Annotated in this window: 25 protein-coding genes; 14 read left to right on the forward strand and 11 right to left on the reverse strand. The window is 48.1% G+C overall.

The window, feature by feature from the left end:
- Positions 1-182: 182 nt before the first annotated feature.
- A complete protein-coding gene (locus tag H6G89_RS36585; protein WP_441339440.1) occupies positions 183-584 on the reverse strand; it encodes an REP-associated tyrosine transposase in 402 nt (133 codons plus the stop codon).
- 440 nt (positions 585-1,024) lie between these two features.
- Positions 1,025-1,801, reverse strand: a complete 777-nt coding sequence (locus H6G89_RS05670; protein ID WP_199336536.1) for a phytanoyl-CoA dioxygenase family protein — start codon at positions 1,799-1,801, stop codon at positions 1,025-1,027.
- A 267-nt stretch (positions 1,802-2,068) separates the two neighbouring features.
- Between H6G89_RS05670 and H6G89_RS35590 the strand changes: the two genes are divergently transcribed.
- Together H6G89_RS35590 and H6G89_RS05675 are read left to right on the forward strand one after the other, a co-directional pair.
- On the forward strand, positions 2,069-2,191 hold the full coding sequence (locus H6G89_RS35590; protein WP_255519370.1) for a hypothetical protein: 123 nt from the start codon (positions 2,069-2,071) through the stop codon (positions 2,189-2,191).
- Between the two features lie 55 nt (positions 2,192-2,246).
- Positions 2,247-2,447 (forward strand): hypothetical protein, encoded by a 201-nt coding sequence (locus H6G89_RS05675; protein ID WP_190504275.1) that lies wholly within the window; start codon positions 2,247-2,249, stop codon positions 2,445-2,447.
- Positions 2,448-2,574: 127 nt separating this feature from the next.
- On the opposite strand, the gene H6G89_RS05680 is transcribed toward H6G89_RS05675, so the two are convergent.
- Complete coding sequence (locus H6G89_RS05680; RefSeq protein WP_190504276.1) at positions 2,575-3,468, reverse strand: hypothetical protein; 894 nt, start codon at positions 3,466-3,468, stop codon at positions 2,575-2,577.
- Positions 3,469-3,648: 180 nt separating this feature from the next.
- Positions 3,649-4,869 (reverse strand): hypothetical protein, encoded by a 1,221-nt coding sequence (locus H6G89_RS05685; protein ID WP_190504277.1) that lies wholly within the window; start codon positions 4,867-4,869, stop codon positions 3,649-3,651.
- 501 nt (positions 4,870-5,370) lie between these two features.
- Here H6G89_RS05685 and H6G89_RS05690 point away from each other — a divergent pair.
- Both H6G89_RS05690 and H6G89_RS05695 read left to right on the forward strand, forming a co-directional pair.
- Positions 5,371-6,348 (forward strand): integron integrase, encoded by a 978-nt coding sequence (locus H6G89_RS05690; protein WP_190504278.1) that lies wholly within the window; start codon positions 5,371-5,373, stop codon positions 6,346-6,348.
- A 322-nt stretch (positions 6,349-6,670) separates the two neighbouring features.
- Positions 6,671-6,871, forward strand: coding sequence for a hypothetical protein (locus tag H6G89_RS05695; RefSeq protein WP_190504279.1), 201 nt, complete (start codon positions 6,671-6,673; stop codon positions 6,869-6,871).
- A gap of 798 nt (positions 6,872-7,669) precedes the next feature.
- Here H6G89_RS05695 and H6G89_RS05700 read toward each other — a convergent pair.
- Together H6G89_RS05700 and H6G89_RS05705 are read right to left on the reverse strand one after the other, a co-directional pair.
- The gene (locus H6G89_RS05700; protein WP_190504280.1) at positions 7,670-9,280 is read right to left on the reverse strand and encodes a peroxidase family protein; all 1,611 of its coding nucleotides are present in this window, start codon (positions 9,278-9,280) and stop codon (positions 7,670-7,672) included.
- A 21-nt stretch (positions 9,281-9,301) separates the two neighbouring features.
- Positions 9,302-9,442 carry a hypothetical protein gene (locus H6G89_RS05705; protein ID WP_190504281.1) on the reverse strand — a complete coding sequence of 47 codons (141 nt, stop codon included), beginning with the start codon at positions 9,440-9,442 and terminating at the stop codon, positions 9,302-9,304.
- A 535-nt stretch (positions 9,443-9,977) separates the two neighbouring features.
- Between H6G89_RS05705 and H6G89_RS05710 the strand changes: the two genes are divergently transcribed.
- Positions 9,978-10,607 carry a LysE family translocator gene (locus tag H6G89_RS05710; protein WP_190504282.1) on the forward strand — a complete coding sequence of 210 codons (630 nt, stop codon included), beginning with the start codon at positions 9,978-9,980 and terminating at the stop codon, positions 10,605-10,607.
- On the opposite strand, the gene H6G89_RS05715 is transcribed toward H6G89_RS05710, so the two are convergent.
- From H6G89_RS05715 to secD, 3 genes are read right to left on the reverse strand one after another with little or no spacing between them, the layout of a single operon-like run.
- Positions 10,604-11,023 (reverse strand): hypothetical protein, encoded by a 420-nt coding sequence (locus H6G89_RS05715; RefSeq protein WP_190504283.1) that lies wholly within the window; start codon positions 11,021-11,023, stop codon positions 10,604-10,606. The genes H6G89_RS05710 and H6G89_RS05715 overlap by 4 nt on opposite strands.
- Positions 11,024-11,031: 8 nt before the next feature.
- Positions 11,032-12,015: a protein translocase subunit SecF gene (gene secF / locus H6G89_RS05720; protein ID WP_190504284.1), complete on the reverse strand. Its 984-nt coding sequence runs from the start codon at positions 12,013-12,015 to the stop codon at positions 11,032-11,034.
- Complete coding sequence (secD, locus tag H6G89_RS05725) at positions 12,012-13,424, reverse strand: protein translocase subunit SecD (RefSeq protein ID WP_190504285.1); 1,413 nt, start codon at positions 13,422-13,424, stop codon at positions 12,012-12,014. Before secD ends, secF begins: the two co-directional genes overlap by 4 nt.
- A 280-nt stretch (positions 13,425-13,704) precedes the next feature.
- Between secD and H6G89_RS05730 the strand changes: the two genes are divergently transcribed.
- The 6 genes from H6G89_RS05730 to H6G89_RS05755 all read left to right on the forward strand — a co-directional run bounded on the left by H6G89_RS05730 (position 13,705) and on the right by H6G89_RS05755 (position 20,623).
- Complete coding sequence (locus H6G89_RS05730; RefSeq protein ID WP_190504286.1) at positions 13,705-14,304, forward strand: superoxide dismutase; 600 nt, start codon at positions 13,705-13,707, stop codon at positions 14,302-14,304.
- 238 nt (positions 14,305-14,542) lie between these two features.
- On the forward strand, positions 14,543-14,755 hold the full coding sequence (locus tag H6G89_RS05735; RefSeq protein WP_190504287.1) for a hypothetical protein: 213 nt from the start codon (positions 14,543-14,545) through the stop codon (positions 14,753-14,755).
- 147 nt (positions 14,756-14,902) lie between these two features.
- Positions 14,903-17,080: a polyphosphate kinase 1 gene (gene ppk1, locus H6G89_RS05740; RefSeq protein ID WP_190504288.1), complete on the forward strand. Its 2,178-nt coding sequence runs from the start codon at positions 14,903-14,905 to the stop codon at positions 17,078-17,080.
- A 154-nt stretch (positions 17,081-17,234) separates the two neighbouring features.
- Positions 17,235-17,747 (forward strand): KdsC family phosphatase, encoded by a 513-nt coding sequence (locus H6G89_RS05745; protein WP_190504289.1) that lies wholly within the window; start codon positions 17,235-17,237, stop codon positions 17,745-17,747.
- A gap of 5 nt (positions 17,748-17,752) precedes the next feature.
- Positions 17,753-18,577 carry an ABC transporter permease gene (locus H6G89_RS05750; RefSeq protein WP_190504290.1) on the forward strand — a complete coding sequence of 275 codons (825 nt, stop codon included), beginning with the start codon at positions 17,753-17,755 and terminating at the stop codon, positions 18,575-18,577.
- Positions 18,578-18,937: 360 nt separating this feature from the next.
- The gene (locus H6G89_RS05755; protein WP_190504291.1) at positions 18,938-20,623 is read left to right on the forward strand and encodes a M10 family metallopeptidase C-terminal domain-containing protein; all 1,686 of its coding nucleotides are present in this window, start codon (positions 18,938-18,940) and stop codon (positions 20,621-20,623) included.
- 324 nt (positions 20,624-20,947) lie between these two features.
- Here the strand turns inward: H6G89_RS05755 and H6G89_RS05760 are convergent, their stop codons facing one another.
- Complete coding sequence (locus tag H6G89_RS05760; protein ID WP_190504292.1) at positions 20,948-21,739, reverse strand: Crp/Fnr family transcriptional regulator; 792 nt, start codon at positions 21,737-21,739, stop codon at positions 20,948-20,950.
- Between the two features lie 526 nt (positions 21,740-22,265).
- On the opposite strand from H6G89_RS05760, the gene H6G89_RS05765 reads away from it, so the two are divergent.
- Positions 22,266-22,832, forward strand: a complete 567-nt coding sequence (locus tag H6G89_RS05765; RefSeq protein ID WP_190504293.1) for a cysteine dioxygenase — start codon at positions 22,266-22,268, stop codon at positions 22,830-22,832.
- A gap of 42 nt (positions 22,833-22,874) precedes the next feature.
- Positions 22,875-24,371, forward strand: a complete 1,497-nt coding sequence (locus H6G89_RS05770; RefSeq protein ID WP_190504294.1) for an FAD/NAD(P)-binding protein — start codon at positions 22,875-22,877, stop codon at positions 24,369-24,371.
- A 271-nt stretch (positions 24,372-24,642) separates the two neighbouring features.
- Here H6G89_RS05770 and H6G89_RS05775 read toward each other — a convergent pair whose 3' ends face one another.
- Positions 24,643-24,963 carry a 2Fe-2S iron-sulfur cluster-binding protein gene (locus H6G89_RS05775; protein ID WP_375539681.1) on the reverse strand — a complete coding sequence of 107 codons (321 nt, stop codon included), beginning with the start codon at positions 24,961-24,963 and terminating at the stop codon, positions 24,643-24,645.
- 37 nt (positions 24,964-25,000) lie between these two features.
- On the opposite strand from H6G89_RS05775, the gene H6G89_RS05780 reads away from it, so the two are divergent.
- The gene (locus tag H6G89_RS05780) at positions 25,001-25,498 is read left to right on the forward strand and encodes an ATP-binding cassette domain-containing protein (RefSeq protein ID WP_190504295.1); all 498 of its coding nucleotides are present in this window, start codon (positions 25,001-25,003) and stop codon (positions 25,496-25,498) included.
- Positions 25,499-25,634 lie beyond the last annotated feature (136 nt).

Consider the following 25,634-nt stretch of genomic DNA (forward strand, 5'->3'; position numbering starts at 1 on the left):
GACACTGTCCTGATCTCTGGCTGAGTCATGGCGAGTCTTTACTTGCCTTGCAATTTCTCCAAACCGGGGAGGTCTGCTCCTGCCTGGTTGAATGATATTACTTTTGCACCCATTTAATCAGGCGATCGCACTGAAGCGAATGAAGCTCTTGTAGGGTGCGTTGCGGTCAAGCAAACGCACCATCAGATTTCATATCGACTTGCATCTAGATCTAAGTTAATTGGTTGATGACCCCAATTTAGCGGATAAACCCCTTGAGCAATGAATCGATGTACGCTCGAAAATTGCCAGGCTTGAGGAACTTGACAGAGATCATGACGAACTGGATTGTAGTGGATGTAGTCACAATGCTGAGCAAAATCTGCTTCGTCTCGAATTAAGTGCTCCCAGAACCGACGCTGCCAGAGATTTCGCTCTTTGCGCTTGGTTCGAGAGGCTGAAACCTCTAGGTTGAGTCCTAAAGTGCTTCCATAGTGCCTCGTTACATAGGTTTTGACCAGTCGCAGACGGGTTGACAAAATCATTGTCGGTTTGAGGTAATGTCCACAAGCTGTGAAAATGGTCTGGCAGCAGCACAAAGGCATCAATCAAAAAGGGGTGATTTTGCCTCACTCGGTTGATTGCTGTGCGTAATGCATGACGGGCAATGTCAGTACATAGCCAGGGTTGGCGTTGGTAGGTGACTTGGGTAATAAAGTAAGTACCACCCGCGATCGCAGGTCTTCGGTAGTTGGGCATGTAATTGTTCAATTAGGCATTTAATGTAAGGATGCCCACTAAAATGGTGCGTTTGCTGATCAGCAACGCACCTTACAAGAGCGGCGATCGCACTAAGTACAACTCATCGTAAATAGGGGTGGGAATTCGGGGTGCAGGGGTGGAACCCTTGACTGGGGGCGAAGCTCCCATACCCCCCTGGTTTTATCTCCAAACCCTATCTGTGAATCACAGGACTAAGTTTCGTTGACTATATTCAAAATTTGAATGGTTTCTAGTACCTTTGTAGCAACACAAGTCGCTCCCTTCAATCTGTTGCACTAGACCTGTTGGTCTGCAACCTCTGCACATCCTTAAAAATAGCAGATTGGAACTCATAGCCAAGTAACTGCCTAAGCTTTGGGCTAGCTTGCTCTAGGAATGCTGGTGACATCTGAGGGGCAGGGTTTTCCAATGGTCGGATAAACTTTGGATTGTAATTTCCTAGTACCGAAACACGCGGTTCCTTTGAGGAATTTATCGATGTATCATGCCAACAGAGTCCGTGGGAAAGAATAACCGAGCCTGCTGTTCCAATCACTTTATGGGCTAATTCCGCAAACCTTTTGGGATCTGGGAATTGACAAAGCTTTTGAGTGTTTGCCGCAAATAGAGGGGCACCGTTAGTTTCCGTAAAATCCTCCATCATCCAAATTGCTTGAACTTCCATCACAGGGGTCGTTGGGTAAGGAGGAGTCATAGTGAAATAAGGGTAATCAACATGTGCTCCCATGTTGCTAGCACCTGGATAGAGGATATGTGCTGAGAACCCACCAAGGGTCATATCACTTCCTAAAATTGCTTCCACAACCTCAATCACCTGTGGGTGCTGCACCATCTGCTCAAAAATTTTTGATTCATCCACCAACTTGTATAGGCGCGATCGCTCACCAACCTTCAAAAGCCGTCCTACTGGCTGTTTTGCGACAAGTTGAAGAATTTGCAATCTGGCTTCAGCAACTTCCTGAGGTGGAAACAACTCCGGTAATATGACATAGCCTTTACCGTAAACAATTTCTTCTGCTAAGGATACTGCGTCCAGCATGGCTCATTTCCTTTATGACAGTATCGCCACCATACAACCAAATTAGTGTCAATTCCAGAACAGGTAGCTTTGCCAGCAGTTCTCATGATGAAAATTTTCCCTCTGTGACAGAGGCAGTGGGGTAGCTCATCACTCTTGTGCAAACGGGAATCCATCCACAAGCAGTCTGGCAACCTGGATTTCCACCGACACAGGAATGACCGATCTAGATCAGAGTATCGGTGGAGCGTCCTTACCCGATCGGCTATTGCAACCACTGGTCTCAAAATGAGAATTGCTGTAGCTTTGCAGTCCAACGGTCGTGGTCAGCAGTTGTTAGTAACCTCAAACTCAGCACTAACGGCTTCCTTCAATCCGTTGCACCGCGATGTTAATATGCGATCGCACTGAACCGGATGAAGTAAGCGGCTTAGGAGTTGTTAGGTTGACGAAGGAAATCTAATCTGTGGGCGATCGTACTGCTACAGACCACCTTTGCCCCATCCCCGATCGCAGGTCTTCGGCAGTGGGACATGTAAGTGCTCAATTAGGCATTGATGTGAGGATGCCTACTAGAATGGTGCATTTGCTTATCAGCAACGCATCTTTACAGGAGCGGCGATCGCACTACTCACCCGTCCGTAACATGAGTGCGAAAGCAGGCTAACGTTCCGCTTCACCCGCCGCTAGTAGCCTTTCGTTCTTAACCAGCCAGTTTGATACGGTCGGTGTGCAAGCGGATTGTTAGCCCTGACAAACTAAACCAGAGTAACTTTATGCGCTTGACCTAAGCTTCAATAAACTTTAGTTTGCTCCATAATCTCTTGAAGACTTTTTTGAGGATCGTACATATCTTGATCAACTTTTGATACTAGAAATGAGGGGCGTTCTATTAACGTGTTCAATTTTCTTGGATAATCACGCCACTCTCTTGAGTACTTGACACCTCGAAACAATAAGTTAGTTCCATCATCTAGAGTGAGATACTTAGCACTATTATCTACCAAAAGACAAGCTTGCATATTTCCCCCAATGAATGTTTGATTTGGATCTTCAATTGCACGTCGCATCATGCGGACACAAGCCACATCTAATGCTGAGTTCATCTCCATTCCTACACACATGAGAGAGTTAGTCTCTCGTCGGATCGTTTCACGGGATTCTTCAGCGTTATCCCCGATCACAGCTAGAAGTAATCCATCTTCCTGCTGAATCTCTTCTAAAACTAAATCTGATTCTGTTCCTCTAACATAAATTATTCTTATTTTCCCACTATCATCTGTTGCTGTCATCAAGTATTCAATTTCTTGATCCCATGCATCTTGCCAAAATTCATGAAGTGTAATCTTGACTCTATCAATATATTGTTCAAAACTGTAATTTTCGTAAAACGTTTTGAAAACTGAGTCTAAATGGATTAGGCTTTGTAACCCAAGAGAAACAGCTCCAGCAATGGAAAAAACGAAATCACGGTAACTCTCACTACCATCCGTTACAGCAGACACTATCTGAATTTTAATACCCCTATCAGTTTGATGTTTAATTTCTGCGTTTGACGGTAGAAATCCTCCTACAGTAGTTTCCTTGGTACTAGCCCCAAGAGTAGTAATACGAGAATCCGCATAGCAGATTGCTCTAGGAATATCGTCATTGGGAGATTTGAATTTGTATGAAATACAGAGGGTCATAGATGTAGTTCAAGGATTCTAAAGCTAAAGCTGTACTGCTACAAAATAAATGAGGGCTAACGGTTCGGGTCAGCGGTTGCCGGAATCTTTGCATCCAACCCAAGCGGCTTTGGTCAATCCGCTGCACCCGAATTGTTATACGGCGATCAACCCACATTTTTAGCCTAGTTTTCCTAAAAACTATCTTCCACCCTGTCCTAATTTAAGCTCAATGATAAACAACGCCGCTAGTGAAATTGTTAATTTATTACATAGATGAAGGTAACGGCTATATGTTATTTCCCGCTGAGCACCAGTACCACCACTTTTATAAAAAATCTTTTCCCCATCTCTCCATATTGAGGCATGATGCGACCCGTTTCTTAATGTACTGTCTAAGCCATCCGTAAAAGCATAAAATGATTGTGTTTTTTCAAAGGGATTAGCTTTTTTCTCCTTACTCACATCCTTTATGTATTTATTTAATGTCATTGATTGAAACTGATCGTAGGCTCTACCAAGAAAAACATTATTTAAGCAAGCAAACACTACAAAAAAGCTTGTGAGAGATTCATAGGCTTGACCATAATATAACTTCACAGATTCAAACGACTTCGATCCAACGATTTTATCATCAACATCTTCATCGCCAATTCGTGAATGCACCACCATTTGGCTTAGCTGATTATATATCTTGAAATAATCAGAAAAAATTGAAAGATACTGTCTTAAATGTTGTTCTCTCAAATTAGTCAAATAAAACTTTAAGAACTCTGAAAAACCTTCTGAATGATCACGTTTAATCAACCATATTAACTTGACAGCAGGCTCTAAAAGTTTCTCAAATTTTGGATAAAATAAGCTGTCGAAAAAATTGAACGCAACTTCTGAAGAATTTGACACTCTTGTTTCTGGGAAATATTTACGACGCTGCTTTTCGTAATGTTCAATCGCTTTCTTAACCTTTTTCTCCTGTGCCGGATTCTCTTGAAGTAAAAATATATTTTTAACTGTAGTCCAGAGATTACTCGCATTTGGCACATCAAATTGCAGTGCTATGTCTTGACTCTGGATGCCTAAAAAATTTGTGTTTGGAACAAGCCTTAGATAAGGTGCTATTTTGGAACCATACATTAAAGAAGGAAATGCTTTTATATTATGGATTTCCTCACCGTTAAATGCAAAGAATGGATGCAGATTCAAAACTACCGCATTTTCACCTTCACTGTCTTCAATAATTACATTCTCATCTGGCTCAAAATGAGCATTAGGTGGGTTTGCTCTAATAATTACTGAAATCGGTATTTTACATGACTTGCAATCAAAAGTGTGAGGTTGATATTTTTCAGTACCAACCCCTGCTCGCAAAATATAGTTTTCGCCGCATGTCGCGCACTGAGCGTAGCCACGTATAACAACCATGCCATCTTTTTACTAGCTTAAGAACACTATATTTTTAACGCTATAAAAATAGCAAACCTTGAACATTTACACGGATCATCTACACACAGTTCTCACCTCACTTAATAATACTGCTCTTAACATTTGTCGAACATAAACTCGATTTTGAAGTTCAACAAGTAGCTTTGCAACTATGCCCCTAATGGGAACTCAAGCCGTATAACAATATTATTAGAGTGATTTTTTCATCCTAATACCCCTCATAGGTCAAATAGGATGAAAAAATCACGCTATTTGGAAAATCGGGCAATTAGATCGATTTTTGCAGCCTAATACCCCTGTAGAACCCAATTAGAATAATTTTTTTCACGCCATTTGGAAAATTGGGATGTTAGGCGGATTCGGATTCTTGCATATTAACCTTTACTCAGAGAATGTGCTGATTTTATTCAGCATTTTTTCTGGTTCTATAAGCTTCGCTTGCATACTAATGTACTAATATTCCAATTAGATCGATTTCCCATGATCAGTGAAGACCAGCCTCGCCCTAAAAAACTGCTCGACCAAGTGCGAGACGCGATTCGACTCAAACATTATTCTTACCGCACTGAAGTTAGCTATGTAGACTGGATTCGCCGCTTCATTTTGTTTCACAATAAGCGTCATCCTCGTGAAATGGGGGTGGTAGAAATTGAGGCATTTTTGACTCATTTAGCAGTAGATGGTAAGGTCGCGGCATCGACCCAAAATCAAGCATTCAGTGCCGTCCTGTTCTTGTATCGAGACGTTCTAGGGATTCAGTTTGAACAACCGATTCAAGCACTTCGAGCTAGAGAGTCTCGATACTTGCCGACTGTGTTAACACCAGAAGAAGTACGGGCAATTATTGAACGATTAACGGGTACGTATCAGTTAGTGGTGCAGCTACTTTATGGCAGTGGATTACGACAGCGAGAGGCTCTGGCATTGCGGGTAAAAGATGTAGATTTTGGGCAACGTCAACTGGGAATTCGAGATGCAAAGGGTCGAGAGTGCCGAGTTACAATGCTGCCCGATCGCTTAATTCAACCCCTCCAGATTCATCTGCAATCCGTTAGACAGCAACACCAGCAAGATTTAGCCCAGGGTTATGGATCAGTCTATTTGCCTTATGCACTAGAACGAAAATATCCCAAGGCTGAGCGTGAATGGGAATGGCAGTTTGTTTTCCCATCAGATCGTCTATCTTGTGATCCGCGTAGTCATATCACCCGTCGGCATTATTTGCATGAGAGTGGTTTACAACGAGCGATTAAGCAAGCTGTACGGCAGGCAAAAGTCAGTAAACGGGTGAGCTGCCATACATTTCGCCATAGTTTTGCAACGCACTTGCTTCAAAACGGCTATGACATCCGTACTGTACAAGAGTTGTTGGGGCATAAGGATGTTAAGACAACGATGATCTACACCCATGTGTTGAACCGGGGTGGACGTGGGGTACGGAGTCCACTGGATGGGTAAAGCCTTCCATTCCCATCGTGCTGCTTTGCAGTTACCGCCAGGGTCGCCCCCAACAATTCTCTTAGTACGCTTGTCTACAATGACCCTTTCGATTATTCTATGAAACACTGGATTTCCAGTAGACAAGCTTAAGGTGAGGATAACGCTGATTAGGAGTGCTGGTAACACTCCTAGCCAGCTAACCTAACTCCTGATGCGAGCAGGAGGTTAGGCTGTGTTGATTTTAGGATCAATCGCCTTACTGAAGCAAAACAAGTAGTTAGGAAACTACGCCTTAAGCTTTTCTTCGCTACAGTTCATCTCCTTCAGTGAGGCAAATAGTATGACTACAGAGTTCAACGAACGTCTGCCTGTTCCGCCTGCCGAAAAAGTGCAGATTTGGATTATCGGGACGCGAGAGCAGGTGAAACACACCATCAATGAGTTTTATGTCAAACAACTGGTGAGCGATCGCGTTCACTTTATGCCGATTGTGCCCGCTCCGTTTGCTCAAGGCAAGTTTATGACGGTGTTAGAGCGATAGTTCTTTTGTGTGCTCAGATCTGCGACTTCTTCGAGAAGTCGCAGATCTGGAATGTAGTGGTGGTGCGAAGCAGTTCCCCCTTTGGGGTAATCGCGACTCGTTGATCTGGGAAGGCAAGTTAAAAAAAATTGACCTGGAGTAACGCTGATTTGAGCAAGTATAAGCGTTGTTTAAGCAAAAGCTAGAAAAATATAAGCATTAGCTGCAATCGTTCAAACGAAAGTAACTCTCGTTCAAACAAGTATAAGTTTCGTTTAAGCAAAAGCTAGAAAGATATAAACATTAGCTGCAATCATTCAAACGAGAGTAACTCTCATTCAAACAAGTATAAGTTTCGTTTAAGCAAAAGCTAGAAAGATATAAGCAATAGCTGCAATCATTCAAACGAAAGTAACTCTCGTTCAAACCGATATAGCTTTTGTTTAAACCGTATCAATACCAATCCAATGTGAGGATGCGTCAGATCAAGTATCCCTTTGTAGTAAGGCTACGGTGTACACACATCTTCTGTATCAACCTCAAACTCCTGTATTTGCCCCCCAACCCCCCAAAAATGGGGGACTTCCGATCCGTCTTATATGGCTCAAAGTCCCCCAGAATGGGGGATTTAGGGGGCGAAGAAGCTCCAAACGTACTCCTACCGCTCAAAGTCCCCCAGAATGGGGGATTTAGGGGGCTAAGGGAACTTGTGTGTACACCGCAGCTGTAGAAGGGAGAAGCGGTCAGCAGGGGGATTAATCTGGGGGATTAATCCATAGCGTGTAAACCGCGAATGGATATAACCCCCCAATCCAGCCCTTAAGCAAGCACTTCGGCAAAGCGCAACAGATCCGCCAGCGTAAACGTATTAGGTTTCGTACTGGGTAGAGAAGGCTTCCAGGGGCGACGATAACGCAGGATAGAATCCTTACTGCGACGCACCAGACCAATCAACACTTCCGCTACAATCGTGCTGCCAACAGGCCCCAGATGTAGACCCCCATTCAACGCCGCTGCCTCAACCAGAATGTAGTACCACAGGGGAGTCCGCTCCAAAAATCCAGTCTCGCGCAACACCTGCACTTGCTCTTGGCTATTTGCCCCTAACTCAATCTGCTCCGAAGACAGGACGGGCATATATCGTTCAGGGAATTTTTGCTGAAGCGCACAGGCGATCGCCTGTCCTGTCGGCATTCGCAGCAAGTAACCCCGCAATAGGTTGCGTACCGCTAAGCGAGACATATCACCCGGTTCAGGTCTGCCTTGAAGGTTGGGCAATTCAAACAACGGTTCAACCAGTTTGGTATCGATGCGGCGTGCCTTGTTAAAGGGTTTTCCGGCATCGATCAGGTTTTCCCACTCAATAATCCAGTTGTCAGGTAAGGTATCTGTTTCGCCAGTTTGAGTGTTACCAATTTGCCCACTTAACGCGGTAAAGGTAAACAACAATCCTAACGTTGCTGGAAAAGTCCCTTCTTCACCACTGGTATTGAAGTTGAGGTTGAAGTCGTAGGCTTGACGAATCATGCTGTGCCCCAGACGATAGGCAGCTACCGTGAACTCCAACGGCAAAAAGAAAGGTTCTTCCAGTGCGTTATACAGTTGATTGCCATACTTCAAGGTGGCTTCTACAATTTGCGGATCAGCGATTCGCTTCAAAAAGTCATGCACCACAATGTATTGGTAATGCTGACGGAGAATGCGTCGGGCTTGACTAAAGGATTTGCCCTGATCAATTAACTTGTTGTGTGCCTTAAGAAATGCGACATGCAATTGAGCAATGATCAGGTTTTCGTCATTCCGGGGGTCACCTGTGAGCGCAGCGCGATCGCTCCGGGGGTCATCACTGCGTGGTTCACGGGGCACGTCGTTGTCATCGCCTTTGCCAGTAGGTCGCAACAGCGGTTTCCCCTCGCCATTCAAACTGGTAACGTTGCCCACCAACATTTTAGAGCGGTTATTGGGGTCACGCGGGGCAGGCAAGCCATACACACTATCCAGGTCAAGTGTTGCGGTGCGCGTGTTCTTCAGCGTGTCTTGAATGGTGTCTAGAGACAACGGTTTAAGATTGGGGTCAACCAGTTGAGCAGGGGTTGCCGATGTCGTTTCCAGCGTGATGTCGTGATCGACAAACTGACCAAAGTAGGTATAAGCCGCAGGAATTTCAGAATCCCCAAACTTATCCGCATTGTTGGTTGTATCTCGCATGGTCGCGCCCAGGCGAACCAGGTTGTTACGGGTTTCCGTTGATTCAGGTAACAAGTTCGCCGGATCATCCTGCAATTCGGGAAACAAAAAGTCAAAATCTTGCAGTTCACCAGGGGCGATCGCCGTGAACATTAGCGGATTCGTATTGCGTTTGGAAATTTCATCGATCGCCTCTCGAAATGCCTGACGAGTGATGATTTGTCCGTGTAATAAGCGGGGCATACTGAATCCCTCCTTGGGGGCTTATAAGGTTTCGGCCTTTATGCACCTCACTTTAAGCAATTCAAAATGCTTTGAAAGTACCCACCAGGGTGCTCTTGATGAGTGCAGGTTTAAGACCTCAGTCCGCGTCGGCGGACTTCGCTCCAATAGCCGCAAATTCATTCGCCAGGCTCCTAAACCGAACTGACGTTATTTAGAATTGTGAATTTAATAAATCCGCAAACTGTACGGGCGGGTTTAGCAGACCTATTTGTGCCCTGTTATAGATTTGACAGCAAAACCCGCCCCTACCAAAGACCGAACTTATTTAATTTCCATTCCTTAGTACTGCTATTCATAGATAGGGTTTGGAAATAAAACCAGGGGGGTGTGGGGGCTGCGCCCCCAGCCAGGGGTTCCACCCCTGCACCCCAAATTCCCACCCTTATTTACGACGAGTTGTACTTAAGAAAGGATAGGGATTAAGAATGCGAGAGTGAGAGGAGGTAAGCGTGGGTATTTTGCACTCTCACACCCTCCCACCATCCTTCCCTCCAGGGCACTACCCTTTATTCAAAGACAACCTGACCAACCAGAATTTTTTACGGATCGAGGTGTAATAGCTTGGCTGGGTTGCAGACGAGACGATGACAATTTACGAAAAGACGCAGGCATGTCCATAATGTGAGAGCAATCTGTACTCTTTGGGAACTGCCTTATGCCGGAAGCAACACTATTTGGGCTGTTTTTAACAGCGGCGATCGCCCTTGCCATTACTCCTGGCCCCGGAATTTTCTATGTTTTGACGCGCAGCCTCAAGGGAGGTCGGGTTGAGGGATTGGTGTCCTCAGCGGGTACGGCAGTAGGCGGATTCGTTCACGTCATTGCGGCGGCCTTCGGGTTGTCTGCTATTCTGACAACCTCTGCTACTGCCTTTGTAGTGATTAAACTGGCAGGAGCCGCTTATCTGGTGGTTCTAGGCATTCAAACGCTGATGGCTCCAGATCACGATTTGGTAGACACCGATGCACCCCCAACACCAATGCACTTTGCATTTCGGCAGGGCATTGTCACCGAAATCCTCAATCCCAAAACGGCTCTCTTCTTCCTGGCATTTATTCCCCAATTCGTAAATCCCCAGGGAAATGTCGTCGCGCAGTTCATTCTGCTGGGCAGCATCTCGATCGCCCTCAACACCACCGCAGACGCGATCGTGGCTCTGTTAGCGGGTCCAATTGGGCAGTGGTTTCGTACTCATGCTCGTTTTCGGCGCAGACAACGGCTCTTTACCGGGTGGTCGCTGATCGGGTTGGGAGCCTATGTGGCGATCGCTGACGATAACCGTTAGCCCCCCTGGTTCTCTTCACAAACCCACTTCCACAACGGGTGACTCGGACCCTGCTCCCGGATCCGAATCAGTTGCCGCTCCAGGCGTTTGATCTGTGGTTGAGGCAACCCAAACAAAATATTGCAACTCTGCCAGATCAACACAGCCACGGTCGTGCCAATGCAGAGTGACAAACCAAACGTAGGCAGCGGATTGTAGATCAGCCCATACCGCAACGCTGCCCACGTAAAGTATTCACGCAATAACGCAATCTCGGCGCGTAGCCCCCACAAACTGATGGGAGCCAAGCACAGCCACAGCAACCCCGCAAAAGACCAACGACCCATAACAGTCAGGTGATGCAGACGTTGCATCTGTCGCCTGAAAGTCGGATCGTATCCCTCCTTTGCAAACAGGTGGGAGCCTTCGTCAGCCATATTCAGTCTCAGGCGTCGTTCGGGTTGGTGGGGGAGTCGATCACCTCAGTATCAGCGATCGCCACAGGAGTAAGCTTCCCAGTCCGTTCTCGCCACCAGGCGAGGAGTGAGCTAGCAATGAAAATGCTGGAATACGCCCCCATCGTGAAGCCGATAATTAACGCTAAAGCAAAGTATTTGAGCGTTTCACCGCCAAACAAAAAGATAGAAACCAGGGTAAATAACACCGTTAGGGTCGTGTTGATAGACCGGGTCAAGGTTTGGTTGACCGCACTATCTACAATGTCGTTGATGTGGCGTTCGGGATTGAGTTTGACGGTTTCACGGATGCGATCGTAAATCACCACGGTGTCGTTGACCGAAAACCCCACAATCGTTAGCAAGGCGACAATAAACAGGCTATCAACCTCAACTCCCAGCACAAGCCCCAGGATCGAGAAGGAACCAATCGTGATCAAGACATCGTGAAACAGAGCGACGATCGCCAAAACTGCATAGTCTAACTGAAAGCGGAAGCTCAAGTAGACCGCAATCCCAACAAAAGATAGAAACAGAGCTAACATGCCTGATTGAAACAGTTGTCGCCCCAGCGTGGGCCCAACACTGTCAATCTGGATAGCTTGGGGATTTAACCTACCTAAGTTTTCTGCCAAAGCAGACTGGAGTTGCACCCGCTCATCGGGAGTCAGGCTCGTGGTGCGGATAGACACGCCCTGACGGGTTTCACCCAAAATCTGGATGCTGCTGTTGGCTAACCCCTGTTGCGCTAAGACCTCTCGCACCGCTGCCGGGTCAATCGGCTCTGTGCAGTTATCGGGGTTGGTGCAATCACGCTCGACCTGAAGACGAGTACCACCCACAAAGTCGAGGCTGGGTCGCAAAGGTGAGCCAATTTGCGTCCAGGAAATGACCATCGAGATTAGACCGCTCAGGATAATCGCCAGGGAGACAGTCCACCACAGCGATCGCTGTTTAATAACGTTTAACTTCATGAGGATGCCTTTTCCTGAGTAAGGTTGGACAGGTTGGGGCAATACAGTTCAGGTTTACGCAACCCCGGAAAACTAAGGGCTACGAGCAACAGTGTGCGGCTACAGGTGATGGCAGTAAACATACTCATGCCAACCCCGATCGCCAGGGTCAAAGCAAACCCTTTAACCAAGCCTGCCCCCAACCAAAACAACGCCCCACAGGCGATTAGAGTTGTTACGTTGCTATCTAAGATGCTAGAAAACGCACGGTAAAAACCGGACTCTACTGAACGATAAAGGCTCTTGCCCGCTCGTAACTCTTCCCGCATCCGTTCAAAAATCAGGACATTGGCATCGACAGCCATCCCAATACTCAAAATAAAGCCTGCGATACCCGGTAGGGTTAGGGTTACTCCCAACAGGTTGAAGACAGCAAAGGTCAAAACGGCGTAGATCACCAGTGCCAGGTCAGCAATAATGCCGGGCAAGCGATAGTAAATACCCATGAAGATCAGCACCAACAGCAACCCACCCAGCCCTGCGTAGATACTGCGTTGAATGCTGTCTCGTCCCAATGTTGCACCGACTGTACGGTTTTCGACAACTTCTACAGGAACGGGTAGTGCGCCCCCTCTTAACTGCACTGAGAGGTCGAGTGCCCCTTGACTGTCAAAGTTGCCGCTGATGCTGGCTTGTCCTCCGGTAATGCCTGTCTCAGCGTAGCGGGCTTCCACGGTAGGAGCACTTAACAGCCGTTCATCCAGGAAGATACCCAAGCTGCGTCCAGTCCCGGCGATGCTTTTCGTTAAGTCTGCAAACTCCGTTGCCCCTTGATCGTTAAACTCTAAGCCAACCTGCCAGGAATTGCTGCCATTACTCAAGGGTGCAGCATAGGCAGTTCTGAGCTTGTCTCCAGTTAATTCGGTTTTATCAAACAAAGCGGCGATCGCCTGATCACTGCGACGCAGTGCCTCTTGATTCTCTGTGATCGCCCCCTGGTCAGTGCTATTCTTGAGCCTTTCTTGCTCTGCCAATAATTCCTGACGAACCTGAAACTCAATGCCGAGTTGCGCTTCGGTGCCCTGACGTTGGGTCCGAAAATCAAGTTGGGCAGTTCCTCCCAACACTCGCTCTGCCTGTTCTGGGTCACTCACCCCCGGCAACTGCACCAACAATTGATCTTCTCCGGCAGTCTGGACAACTGCCTCCGAGACTCCGAGACCGTTGACCCGATTTTCCACCACCTGCTGGACTCCTTCCAGCTTTTCAGGGGTAATCGTCGGTACAGCAGGCGTCGTCTTGACCTGAAGTGTTAACTGTGTGCCGCCTTGTAAATCAAGCCCCAGGCGCGTTGGAAACTTGGCGATCGCTCCAACTGCTGCCAGCGACAGTACCAAAATTAGGGCTAAAAGTAACCGTTGTCTTCCCATATAACCATTACTCCATTAACCGCTATCATAGCCGGATTTGTACGGGTTAATGGCAAGGTCAACCTGAGAGCTACAGTAGACCGAATTAGTAAATCTGCCTGTAGACGGAGCTAATGTGCTAGACCGCACTTGTCCCGATAAAAGACTTTTGATATAAAATCCTATCAATAGTTAGGTATTGCCTTCTAATGCAACGCCTCATTGTTTGAGTTACCACTTGTGTCCTTCGCGGCACTCATCCTCAACAGTTCACAACTACAAACAGACTAGAGAGAACACAATGGCATTTGTACAACCCCCCCTTCCTTTTGCAACTGATGCTCTAGAACCCTATGGGATGAAGGCTGAAACCTTTGAGTATCACTATGGCAAGCACCACAAAGCCTATGTTGATAACCTCAACAATTTGACGAAAGATACGGATCTGGCTGATAAGTCTCTTGAGGAAGTGATTCAAATCTCATTCAAAGACTCATCTAAAGCTGGCATCTTCAACAACGCTGCTCAAGTCTGGAACCACACCTTTTTCTGGAATAGCTTGAAAGCGGGTGGCGGTGGTGAACCCACAGGCGACCTTGCAGCCAAGATCAACAGTTCTTTTGGCAGCTATGAGAATTTTAGAAAAGAATTCAGCAATGCAGCGGCTACTCAATTTGGCAGTGGTTGGGCATGGTTGATTCAAGATGGGGATAGCTTGAAGGTGATCAAAACTCCCAATGCTGAAAACCCATTGGCGTATGGTCAAAAAGCACTGTTGACCCTGGATGTGTGGGAGCACGCCTACTACATCGATTTCCGGAATGCTCGTCCCGCCTTTATCAATAACTTCCTCGATCGCCTGGTCAATTGGGACTTTGTTGCTCAAAACCTTGCTGCTTAGGACAACTTGTCGTCAATAAGGGTAGAAATGTGGGGTGCAGGGGTTCAACCCCTGACTTGGGGGCACAGCCCCCACACCCCCCTGGTTTTATTTCCAAACCCTATCTGTGAGCAGTACTTAGTAGAATTCGTCTAAACACGCTACTACGCTTCAAAAAGCGTTAAGTTTTGAAACAGCCACATTTTAACGGGTGGCTGTTTTTGTATTTTGTGAATTTCTCATCCTTCAGGCAGAAAGTATGGACAGTCAAGAACTCGCTCGCTTCATCGAATCTACTGGTGGCACCTTCAAACCCTGGTTGCTGGCACAGCTTCGCTTAGCCAAACTGCAAGAACAAAGACAGACCGGAGAAATCTCTCTGGAGGAATACGAAGAGGCGATCGCTGACCTGCATCAAGACGTTATGAATCTGGGAGAGTGGTGGAAGGGAATTGAGGATGAAGTCTTTTAGCTAGAATGATCGATCTTTCCAATCATTCTTTCCTGCTGCGCTTCTTAATCTGTTCTTTGACTTATTCTGCTACTGTAACCAAAATCCTCAGATTACTCTGTTGCCGCTATACATTCTCCTCTTATCAGGTAAGTGCCCGCTAAACGTATGCCTAAAACGAAAAAAAGCCCTGCTGAAACCGACCTGAAAGGCTCACAATATTATTTCAGCCGAGAGTTAAGCTGGCTGGAGTTTAATAATCGGGTTTTGCACGAAGCGTTTGACCCCCGCACACCCCTCATCGAGCGGTTAAAATTCATCGCTATCTTTAGTAGCAACTTAGACGAATACTTTATGGTGCGCGTTGCTGCGCTCAAGCAACAGGTTGAAGCAGAGGTCGCGAAGGTATCACCCGACGGTCGCACCCCTCAGGAACACCTGGACGCCATCAGTCAACGATTGCGTCCTATGGTGGCTCAACAACACCGCCATTTTGATCAAGCTTTACGACCCCAACTCGCTGCAAAAGGGATCTATCTGCTTGATTATGTCGATCTCAACCAGGAACAACGACTCTATCTCCAACGTTATTTTGAGGAACGCATCTTCCCGGTGTTGACTCCGCTAGCGGTCGATCCGGGGCATCCCTTCCCCTACATCTCAAACCTCAGCCTGAACCTGGCAGTGGTGGTCAAAGATGCCGAAACCGAGGAAGAACACTTTGCCAGAGTCAAGGTGCCCAAGACACTCCCTCGCTTTGTGCCCCTGCCTGAAGATCTGCGCCTGCGCTACAAAAATCGCCCTGCCCCCTGGACAGGAGTTTCCCTGGAGCAGGTGATCGCTCACAACCTGGAATTTCTCTTTCCAGGTATGAATATTCAGGAATATCATCCCTTTCGCATCACTCGTAATGCTGACCTGGAGGTCGAAGAGGATGAGGCGGATGATCTGATGCAGGCGATCGAGCAGGAGTTGCGAAAGCGACGCTTTGGTGGGTCGGTCGTGCGAATGGAGATTCACGCTTCAATGCCTGAGAATATCCGTGCCACGCTCACGGAGGAGATGGAACTGCAACCCAACGATATCTATGAAGTAGAGGGATTGCTGTGCTTAAGCGACCTGATGTGCTTTATGGAGTTGCCCCTGCCAGAGTTAAAAGATCCACCCTGGTCACCCGTCACCCATCCCTTGTTGCGCAACCTGATTGATGCTGAGGAAGATGAAGATCTGATTGAAGCTGAGGATTTCTTCTCGATCCTGCGTAAGCAGGATTTGATGGTGCATCATCCCTATCATTCTTTTGCATCATCTGTGCAGAAATTTATCACTCAAGCTGCCTATGATCCAAATGTGTTGACCATTAAAATGACGCTCTATCGCACCTCTGGCGATTCTCCCATTGTCAATGCGTTGATTGCGGCAGCAGAAAACGGCAAGCAAGTGGCGGTGTTGGTGGAGCTAAAAGCCCGATTTGACGAAGAGAACAACATCAATTGGGCACGGAAGTTAGAGAAAGTGGGCGTGCACGTGGTGTACGGATTGGTGGGGTTAAAGACTCATACCAAATTGGTGTTGGTGGTGCGGCGAGAGGAAAACCGCATTCGTCGTTATGTCCATGTGGGTACGGGGAACTACAACCCTAAAACTGCTCGCCTCTATACGGATTTAGGCTTGTTTAGCTGCCGTGAAGAGTTGGGAGCAGACCTGACGGATTTGTTTAATCATCTGACGGGCTATTCTCGGCAGCAGTCCTACCGCAAGCTGTTAGTGGCTCCAGTCAATTTGCGCGATCGCATGGTTGATTTGATTCACCGTGAGATCGAGCACTGCAAAGCGGGAAATCACGCCCGTATTGTAGCCAAGATGAATGCTCTGGTTGACCCAACCATTATTTCCACCCTGTATGAAGCGTCGCAGGCAGGGGTAGAAATCGACTTGATTGTGCGTGGCATTTGTTGCCTCAGACCGGGGCTAAAGGGCATCAGTGAAAACATTCGGGTGGTCAGTATTGTCGGTCGTTTTCTTGAGCACTCCCGCATCTTCTACTTCAACAATAACGGTAACGATGAGGTATTTATTGGTAGTGCCGATTGGATGCCGCGCAACTTAGACCGACGAGTAGAAGCTGTAACCCCCGTGGATGACCCGGCGATCGCCAAAGACTTGCAGGAGATTTTGGGCATCATGCTGGCAGACAACCGCCAGGCCTGGGATTTGCAGCCCGATGGTCGCTACATTCAGCGTCGCCCCAACCCTCCAGAAACAGAGCAGAGTTCGCAGAAGATTTTCATGGAGATGGCACAACAGGCGTCAGCAATGGTAGTGAGTGGGAGAGGAGAAGGATAAACGATGAAGGATAAACGATGAAGGATAAAGGATAAATCCCAGTCGTGGTTGTCCTGACAGGGGCGATCGCCATCCGTAATAGTGGAAGACCGCTCTCAAAGAAGTTGGGGAGCGGTTAAACCTGTAGCCATAGAAACGTGAATTGGTACGAGTCATGTATACAGTTCCTAAACCTGTGCTGCGAGAACGTCTCTCGCGGATCAAGCTGCTAGCACTTGACGTAGATGGAGTTCTGACGGATGGGGGATTGTATTACACCGACACTGGTATTGAGCTAAAACGATTTAATGCCAAAGATGGACAGGGGATTCAGATGGTGATGAAAGCTGGAATTCGAGTGGCGATCGTGACTACAACCACCTCTCGTGCCGTTGTCCATCGGGCACAGCGACTGGGTGTGCGATATGTGTTTACAGGAATCGAAGACAAGCTAACCGTGTTGAAAGATCTGTGTAATCAACTCAAAATCACCCTGGCTCAGGTGGCTTATGTAGGGGATGACATTATCGATTTACCGATTCTCAAAATAGTGGGTTGTCCGCTCACTGTCGCGGATGCGATGCCCGAAAACCAGGACTCGGCTATCTACATTACGCGCTTAGCCGGGGGACAGGGCTGTGTACGAGAAATTTGCAACATTTTACTAGAAGCTCACGCCAAAGCCTGATTGCCATGAAAACAGACCTTTTAATTATTGAAGCAGGGCGGACTGAGAAGCAATATTGGCGGGATTTGTGGCGGTATCGTGAGCTTTTTTATTTTTTAGCATGGCGTGATATTTTGGTGCGCTATAAGCAAACGGCGATCGGCATTGCCTGGGCACTCATTCGTCCATTTTTGACAATGGTGGTGTTCACGATTGTGTTTGGCAAACTGGCACAGCTTCCCTCCAGTGGCGCACCCTATCCCATTCTGGTGTTTGCGGCGATGTTGCCCTGGCAATTCTTTGCCAATGCCCTATCGGAATGCAGCAACAGTCTCATCACCAATGCCAACCTGATTTCAAAAGTCTACTTTCCGCGATTAGTTGTGCCTGCGAGTGCAGTGATTGTCAGTTTTGTAGATTTCTTGATTTCAGGGATGATTTTGTTGGCGTTACTGGCATGGTATGACTTTGTCCCAACCTGGCGAATTGTCACGTTGCCCTTGTTTATTTTGATTGCGTTTGCTGCGTCAATGGGAACAGGGTTATGGTTGGCAGCCCTGAATGTAAAGTATCGAGATTTCCGCTATATCGTGCCGTTTATTGTGCAATTCGGACTGTATATTTCACCCGTTGGCTTTAGCAGCAGCATCGTGCCAGAGCAGTGGCGATTAATCTATTCGCTTAATCCAATGGTGGGAGTGATTGACGGATTTCGCTGGGCAATTATTGGCAATGACGCTCAGCTTTATTTGCCTGGATTTGTGATCTCACTGGTGTTAGTTGGATTGGTGCTGATGAGCGGCATCTGGTATTTCCGCAAGGTTGAGCGGACGTTTGCCGATGTGATTTAACGTCAGTTTGGTTTAAGACGCCGGCGAGTGAGTGCGCCAACCGAGGGGTTGGTTAGGCGGGGTGCAGGGGTTCCACCTCTGCCCTAAATGAAGTGGCGATAACTACAATGTCCGTTTTGATTTCATCCCCGGCAATTACTGTGCTGGGGATTTTTGGCGATCGCATTTTGTTGATCGAGTCGTGGTTGCATAGGCGGATTTTTCTCAGAAGTAAATAAACGTGGAAGCACTCAATTGAAAACACTGCCTGAGATGCAGATGCTCAATTCAAGCGAGTTTCTTCAACATTCCTTGTCCCACTTCAACCCCTGTTTGGTTTCTCTGAATAAGCCCGATCGCCTCAAACCACGGAGTCAACTCATGCAATCCACTTCACTCAGTTTCGACAACTCGATCGCTAATTCATCACTTAACGCAGACAACTTCTTAACTCAACGCTCTGGTTGGACTGGGTCAGGTCTGACTCCACATCGTGTTGCTCAACGGACAACTTGTATCTGTGTCCAATGTGCCAACGGCAGTTCTTTTGTTCCGACGAGTACAGGCTCAACCGCTATTACCAAGCCATTAGAGATTAGTTGGGTCAACTCCTCAAACCTCAACTACATCGATTCACTGGCCTTTGGAACCAAGTGGAACACCCCTACCATTACCTACAGTTTCTACAACAACGCTTTAAATGGTGCTTACTATGCAGATACAAAAGGGCTTTCCGAAGTCAGTGATACCACTAAAGCATTTATCCGCAACATTTTGGAAAACTACATTGAACCTTTCGTTAATGTTGATTTTGTGGAAGTTGCAGATACCGCTACCAGTCATGGACAAGTTCGCTACATGCTTTCTAATGATGCGGACTATGCTCATGCTTACTTTCCTTATCCAGGCATGAATCAAAGTGGAGATGTCCACTTAGACCCTGACAATGACAACAACTTGACCGATGACGGGTGGCAAACTGGACCCGGTAGCTACGGGTTTGAAACATTGATCCATGAAACGTTGCACGCTTTAGGGCTGAAACACCCCGGTGACTACAACGGCAATGAGCAAGGCAGTACAGGTTTGGGGCCGTTTCTACCCCGGTGGGAAGATAACAACACCAACACGGTCATGACCTACAGTCCCAGCACTCACTATGCCGTTTCACTGATGCCCTATGACATTGCGGCTCTGCAATATCTCTATGGAGCCAGTTCTCTAAACGCAGGCAACACAGTCTACTCCTTCGATCGCGTCTCTGGTTACTCAGATGGCAGTCGTTATTGGGGCAGCAGCACTATCGATGTCAAACTCGCTCTGTGGGATGCAGGTGGTGTTGATACGCTGGATTTCTCGAAGTTGGCTGCTGATGCCAAAGGTTACGTTCTGGAGCTGACTGAAGGAGGAATGCTGACCACCAAAGCAGCCTACGACAACATGCCGTTCATCACCCCAGATGACACCAGTCGAACTGTTTATCGTACCTCGGCTTATGGAACAGCGATCGCCGACAACAGCATCATCGAAAATGTCATCGGCACCTCTAGCGCAGATGACATCGTTGGTAATGCAGTTGCCAACCAAATTGAAGGCAACGGTGGCAACGACTGGATCGCAGGCGACAACGGCAAAGACAGCCTGTTTGGGGGCGATGGTCGGGATGAGTTGTTAGGCGACAACGGGAATGACATCCTAGTCGGTGGTAATGGGGGTGACATCATCAGCGGGGGTCGCGGTAGTGACATCATCTGGGGTGGTCAGGTTCCAGTTGGACAAACCTCGCTGGGTGGACGTGCCAAAGTGGTTGACTCCATCATCGATACGATGACTGGTGGTGCAGGACGCGATGTCTTTGTGCTGGCTTCGGGTCGCCAATATGACCTGATTCGAGACTTCCAGGATGGGTTCGATCGCTTGCGGTTGTCAGCTGGTATTAGCCCCAGCCGAGTGCATGCCGTGCAACAGGGGCAAAATACCCTGGTGAAAGCAGGTAACGATGTGCTGGCAATCCTCACGGGAGTTCAAGCAAATCGGATCACAGCGGCAGATATTCAATTTGCGTAATCTGCGGGCGTTGCTGAGCTTGAGGATGAATGAGTCGCGAGCAGGATGCTCGCACTGGTTTAAACGATTCACCTGAAAGGAGTGTGAGCGTCTCGCTCATGTCTGTGTCAAAATAATCGTCCCTCTATTCAGCAACGCCCAATTTGCGTAATCCGTGCTCTCTATAGCGATCCTAAATCGTTTGTGAAAGTGCCCGCCCTTTGGGCGGGCACTTTCACAAACAGCTTTTTTCACAAATCAAATAGGATTGCTATAGCAACCGAAGGGTTACGATACACCTTTTCAAGATCTGCGACTTCTTAAAATCGCAGGTCTTTTTGCTGATTACCGCAGGGGCCACCACGATACTTTGTCACGGGTTGCGCTGTAGGTTTCCTTCATGCCTTCGGGGTCAATCACACGAATCGTATCGGCTGATGGGTCAGTGGTCTTTGCGGCTTCGGTTAAGCCAACGGTTTGCATCCCCTTGAGCACCTGTTCCACAGTGCGGTGATTGAGTTGACAGGCGCGGGCAATGAGATCAATGGGTAGGTCAAAGATGTAGGCTCCAGCTGCATCGGGTTGATTACCCAACGTACGCTCCTGGTAGATCAAAGCCCGTAGCAGAGCCGCAACCGCTTGAGGGGGATAGGTGCTGCAATTTAGCAGATGATACTGAAATTTTTCTCGTAGCTCGAAGAGTAGATCGTAGCGATCGCGAAAAGTTTCGTTATTCTCATACAGCTTCTCCACCAGATCGACTGGCACCTTGACGACATTGGTGGTTTTATATGCCTCAACCTGACTGGGGAACGCCCGACCGACCAGCCCATAGCCAATGGGCAAGCTACGCATTCCAAAGCATCCACCGGGATAGCTGATGGCAATAATGCGATCGAGCGGGGCACTGCGTATGATAATCGGTCCACCGCTGAGAATCAGATATAGCCCATCGAGCCAGGTTTCAGGGCGAAAGGCAGTGTAAATCAGCCGATTGGAGTAGAGTTTCTCTTGTTTCAGGCGGTCAATCGGCAAGTAATCCGCTAACCAGGCTTTGTCGAGGTCTTTGCAGAGGTAATTGTGCTCAATTAGCTGATCGAGCAAATCGGGAGACGATTTGTTGGCGGAACTTGCCATAGTGAATGGTGGAATGGCTTTTCCCACACTCTACAGCAGGATTGCTCACAGCGAATAGGGAGGGAGGGAGTAGAGGAGTGGGGAAGGAGAGTTATCCTCTTCTATTGCTCTCGCTATAAACAAATCCTATCGAAACCTTGTTCCCCGGCTTCTGCTCGGAAATGGAAGGCGAAGGCTTTACCTCTGGAGTAATTCAGTGTTTTAGAGCGATACATCTGACCCCTCCCAACCTTCCCTTGGCAAGGCTGTTAGGGGAGTGGCGGTTAAAACCGCCGCTACCAGAACAAAACCTGCCTACTCAGGTTCAGAACCTCAGTCCGCGTCGGCGGACTTCGTTCCAATAGCCGCGAATTCATTCACCGGGCTCAGTCCCGCTCTCTGCCATAGGAAATATTTAGACACCATCAAAATTCACTTTGTATTCAAGTTGACATAATTTAGAAATGAATTGAAATACAAATTGAATTCATGTTCAGTACAATGAGCCGTATGTAATCTCCTTGGTAATGGATGTGGGGGTGAACCGATGAATTTGGTCAGAACACGCTTAGATATTGAGGATTTCATTCTAGAAACGATGCGATCGCCCATCGATCGCCTCCAACTCAGTCAACTCCAGACTTGGGTTGCCGATTTAGACCTGAAAGATGATCTGTTTCAGCAGCACATCGCGTTTTGCAATCAGGGCTATCGGCGGACGTTGGTTTGCCGTACTTCTCGCTTCGATATGCTGATTTTGTGTTGGAAGCCGGGGCAGAGCAGCACAATCCACGATCATGCAGACTCGCTAAATGTGACGCGGGTTTATCGCGGGGAATTGACCTCCAGATTGTTTGAGCAGGTCGATTCCCCTCAGGGGCGATGTTGCCCTGATCTTTCCGTTGCGGCAGTTCGGTTGCAGCGTGAGGAACGCCTACAACGGAATGCGCTCGCTACCGTCGATCGCCACCAGATTCATCAGCTTGCCAATACCTCTGATGAAAATTTAGTGACGTTGCACATCTACGCTCGTCCTTTGAAGACCATTCAGATTTATTGCCCGCAGTCAGGGCACGTCAATCAAATGCCTGTGCAATACGACCTGGCAGCTTGATTAGACCGCATCGTGAGGCAGTGTAATTGAACAAGGAGTTTTATGTCACAGCAATCGACCCCCGCGATCGCCATTGTTGGTGGGGGTTTTAGCGGAGCGATGGTAGCGGTTCATCTGCTGCGCATGGCACGTCAACCCCTGACCATTTATCTGATTGAGCCTCGTTCTACAGTTGGGTGTGGAGTTGCCTATAGCACGGCGTTGACCTGTCACTTAATGAACGTTCCGGCAGGTAAAATCAGTGCGTTTGCTGACCAGCCCAACCACTTTTTGCAGTGGGCGCAGCAAATCTCCTCTATTGCCGGAAGCGTTTTAGCCATCACCGAACCCCTCAATGACCTCAATCCCCAAAGTTTTGTGCCGCGCAAACTGTATGGGCGTTACGTGCAAGCAGTCGTCGCAGAGGCAGAAGCAACGGCAGTGACCGGAGTCCGGTTGGAGCGAGTTACCGATGCAGCGATCGCGATTAAGCCGGGTGATCGCACCACCATCCTCTTGCAATCAGGAATCACCCTTCAAGTAGATCAGGTTGTCCTGGCATTGGGCAACTCTCCGCCACGTCACCTGGCGATCGCCAATTCATCTTTTTATCAGAGCGATCGCTACATTCATTCGGGTTGGTCTAACCTCCCTCATGCTCTGGCATCCGACGACCCGGTGGTATTGATTGGGTCAGGGTTAACGGCGGTGGATTGGGCGATCGCACTCCATCAACAGGGGCATCGCGGTACGATTCACTTAATTTCGCGTCGTGGACTGTTGCCTCAACAGCACGCCTTGCCTCAATCCCATCCACTCTCGTCTTTGTCTCTGTTCAACCTTGATTCTCAAGCGACGGTGCGAACCTGCTTGCGGCGGGTGCGGCAAGCGGTTGTGGAAGCCATGGCTCAAGGAAAAGACTGGCGATCGGTGATAGATGGGCTGCGTCCGCTCACAAACTCGATCTGGCAGAGCCTATCTCCGGTTGAAAAACGCCGATTTTTGCGGCATCTGCGCTCCTATTGGGATACACACCGCCATCGCGTGGCTCCGGCGATCGCCCAAATTCTTGAGGATATGCGGCGATCGGGACAGTTGCAGATTCATGCAGGACGAATTCAAGCGTTTCAGGAGTCGGCAACTGGCATAAATGTGAGCGTTCGTCAGCGGGGGAGCCAAGCGTCAACCCCTGTGAACGCTGCATGGGTTGTGAACTGTACCGGGTCAGAATGCGACTATCGCAAACTAAATCATCCCTTGATTCAGCAATTATTGCAGGATGGATTGGTGCAACCTGATGCCCTGGCGATCGGGCTGGAAACTGACTCAAATGGAGCTCTGATAGATGCAGATTGCAATCCTTCAACCTGGCTTTATACGCTGGGTTCAACTCGTCGTGGTCAATTATGGGAAACAACTGCCATCCCTGAAATTCGGGAACAGGCGAGAGGGTTAGCAGCTACCTTACTCCGTTCCATCCCAACGTTGGCAACGGTCACCTCATCGAAACTCACCGCTTCTATAGCCGTAGCCACATTTAATGGGGCGGAGGCGAGTTAGAGAGCTTCCCCAACATGCGGGTTTGAGTCATTCCCGTTGCCTTAAGCTTTCTGACCAAAGCTATATCAGGACGAAGTCTGTGGCAGCAGACTACCGGAAATCCAAGGGTTACTCAACTACCAAAATCCTGATTCTAAATTCAGCAGGACTTACACCGTTAAGAATTGGGGAATGTAAGGGTTATGAAGACTTTTGTGTACACGGTAGCCTTTCAAGAGGGGCTAAGGGGGAATTAAAGGTTTAGGCTTCAAGTGTGTAAGTCCGATTCAGGTTACTCACTGATGAGCCTTAAAGGGATTGGGATAAAGTTCTTGCTGGTTTTCAACTCCCACTTCAAACTGGCAATCGCTGCGGGAGAGGCGATACAAAGCAAGACATATCCCTTTGCTGCCTGGGCAGGTTTTAAGGCAACCGCTCTGGATTGCTCAACTTCTCCTGATAACAATCGCGCCGCACAGGTGATACATGCCCCATAGCGACATCCTACGGGCAAGCGCAATCCAGCCGCTTCGATCGCCTCTAAAATGAACTGATCGTCTGCTACCTCTAATGTGAAGCGATCGCGGTTGATTAACTCAATTTTGTGTTTCATTTAACTTTAAATCTTCGGTGGGTGTAGCACTGAGCGCATGAACTCTCTACTCGTTTTTAAGCTATTGTTCACGTGCTGCACCACAACCTATCTCACTTATTTTTCGCTGGGATTGCGTCACAATACCCGACAGCAGGGATTGTGGGCACTGCAACAGGTGGGATTGGGCGATCGCACCCGTGCCTGGATTACGCAACTGTCTGGGGGACAACGACAACGGGTTGCCCTGGCACGCGCTTTGGTGAGCCAACCCCGGTTGTTGCTGCTGGATGAGCCGCTCGGTACGCTGGATGCCCTCACTCGATTAGAGATGCAACAACTAATTCAAACCCTCTGGCAAGAGCAGCAGTTCACCGCCATTCTGGTAACTCATAACGTAGAGGAAGCAGTCTTCCTAGCCGATCGCGTGATTGTTTTGAAAAATGGTGGCATTGACCTGGATTTGCCGATTCCATTGCCCCGCCCTCGTCCTTTAGGTGGGACTGCTCTCGCCGAGCTAAAAACCCAGATCTTAGATCGCATTTTGAATGCGTAGACAGGCAATGGCTCAAATCCTGATTCTGGGAAAGCTTCCTGACTCGCCTCCGCCCTATCACATGGGGTTACGGCTATAAGAGGAGGTCGGGAGGGGTTGCATGTGCCGTAGTTCCAATCTGATCATCCTGGCTCTC

The sequence above is a fragment of the Oscillatoria sp. FACHB-1407 genome (assembly GCF_014697545.1).
Lineage (GTDB): Bacteria > Cyanobacteriota > Cyanobacteriia > Elainellales > Elainellaceae > FACHB-1407.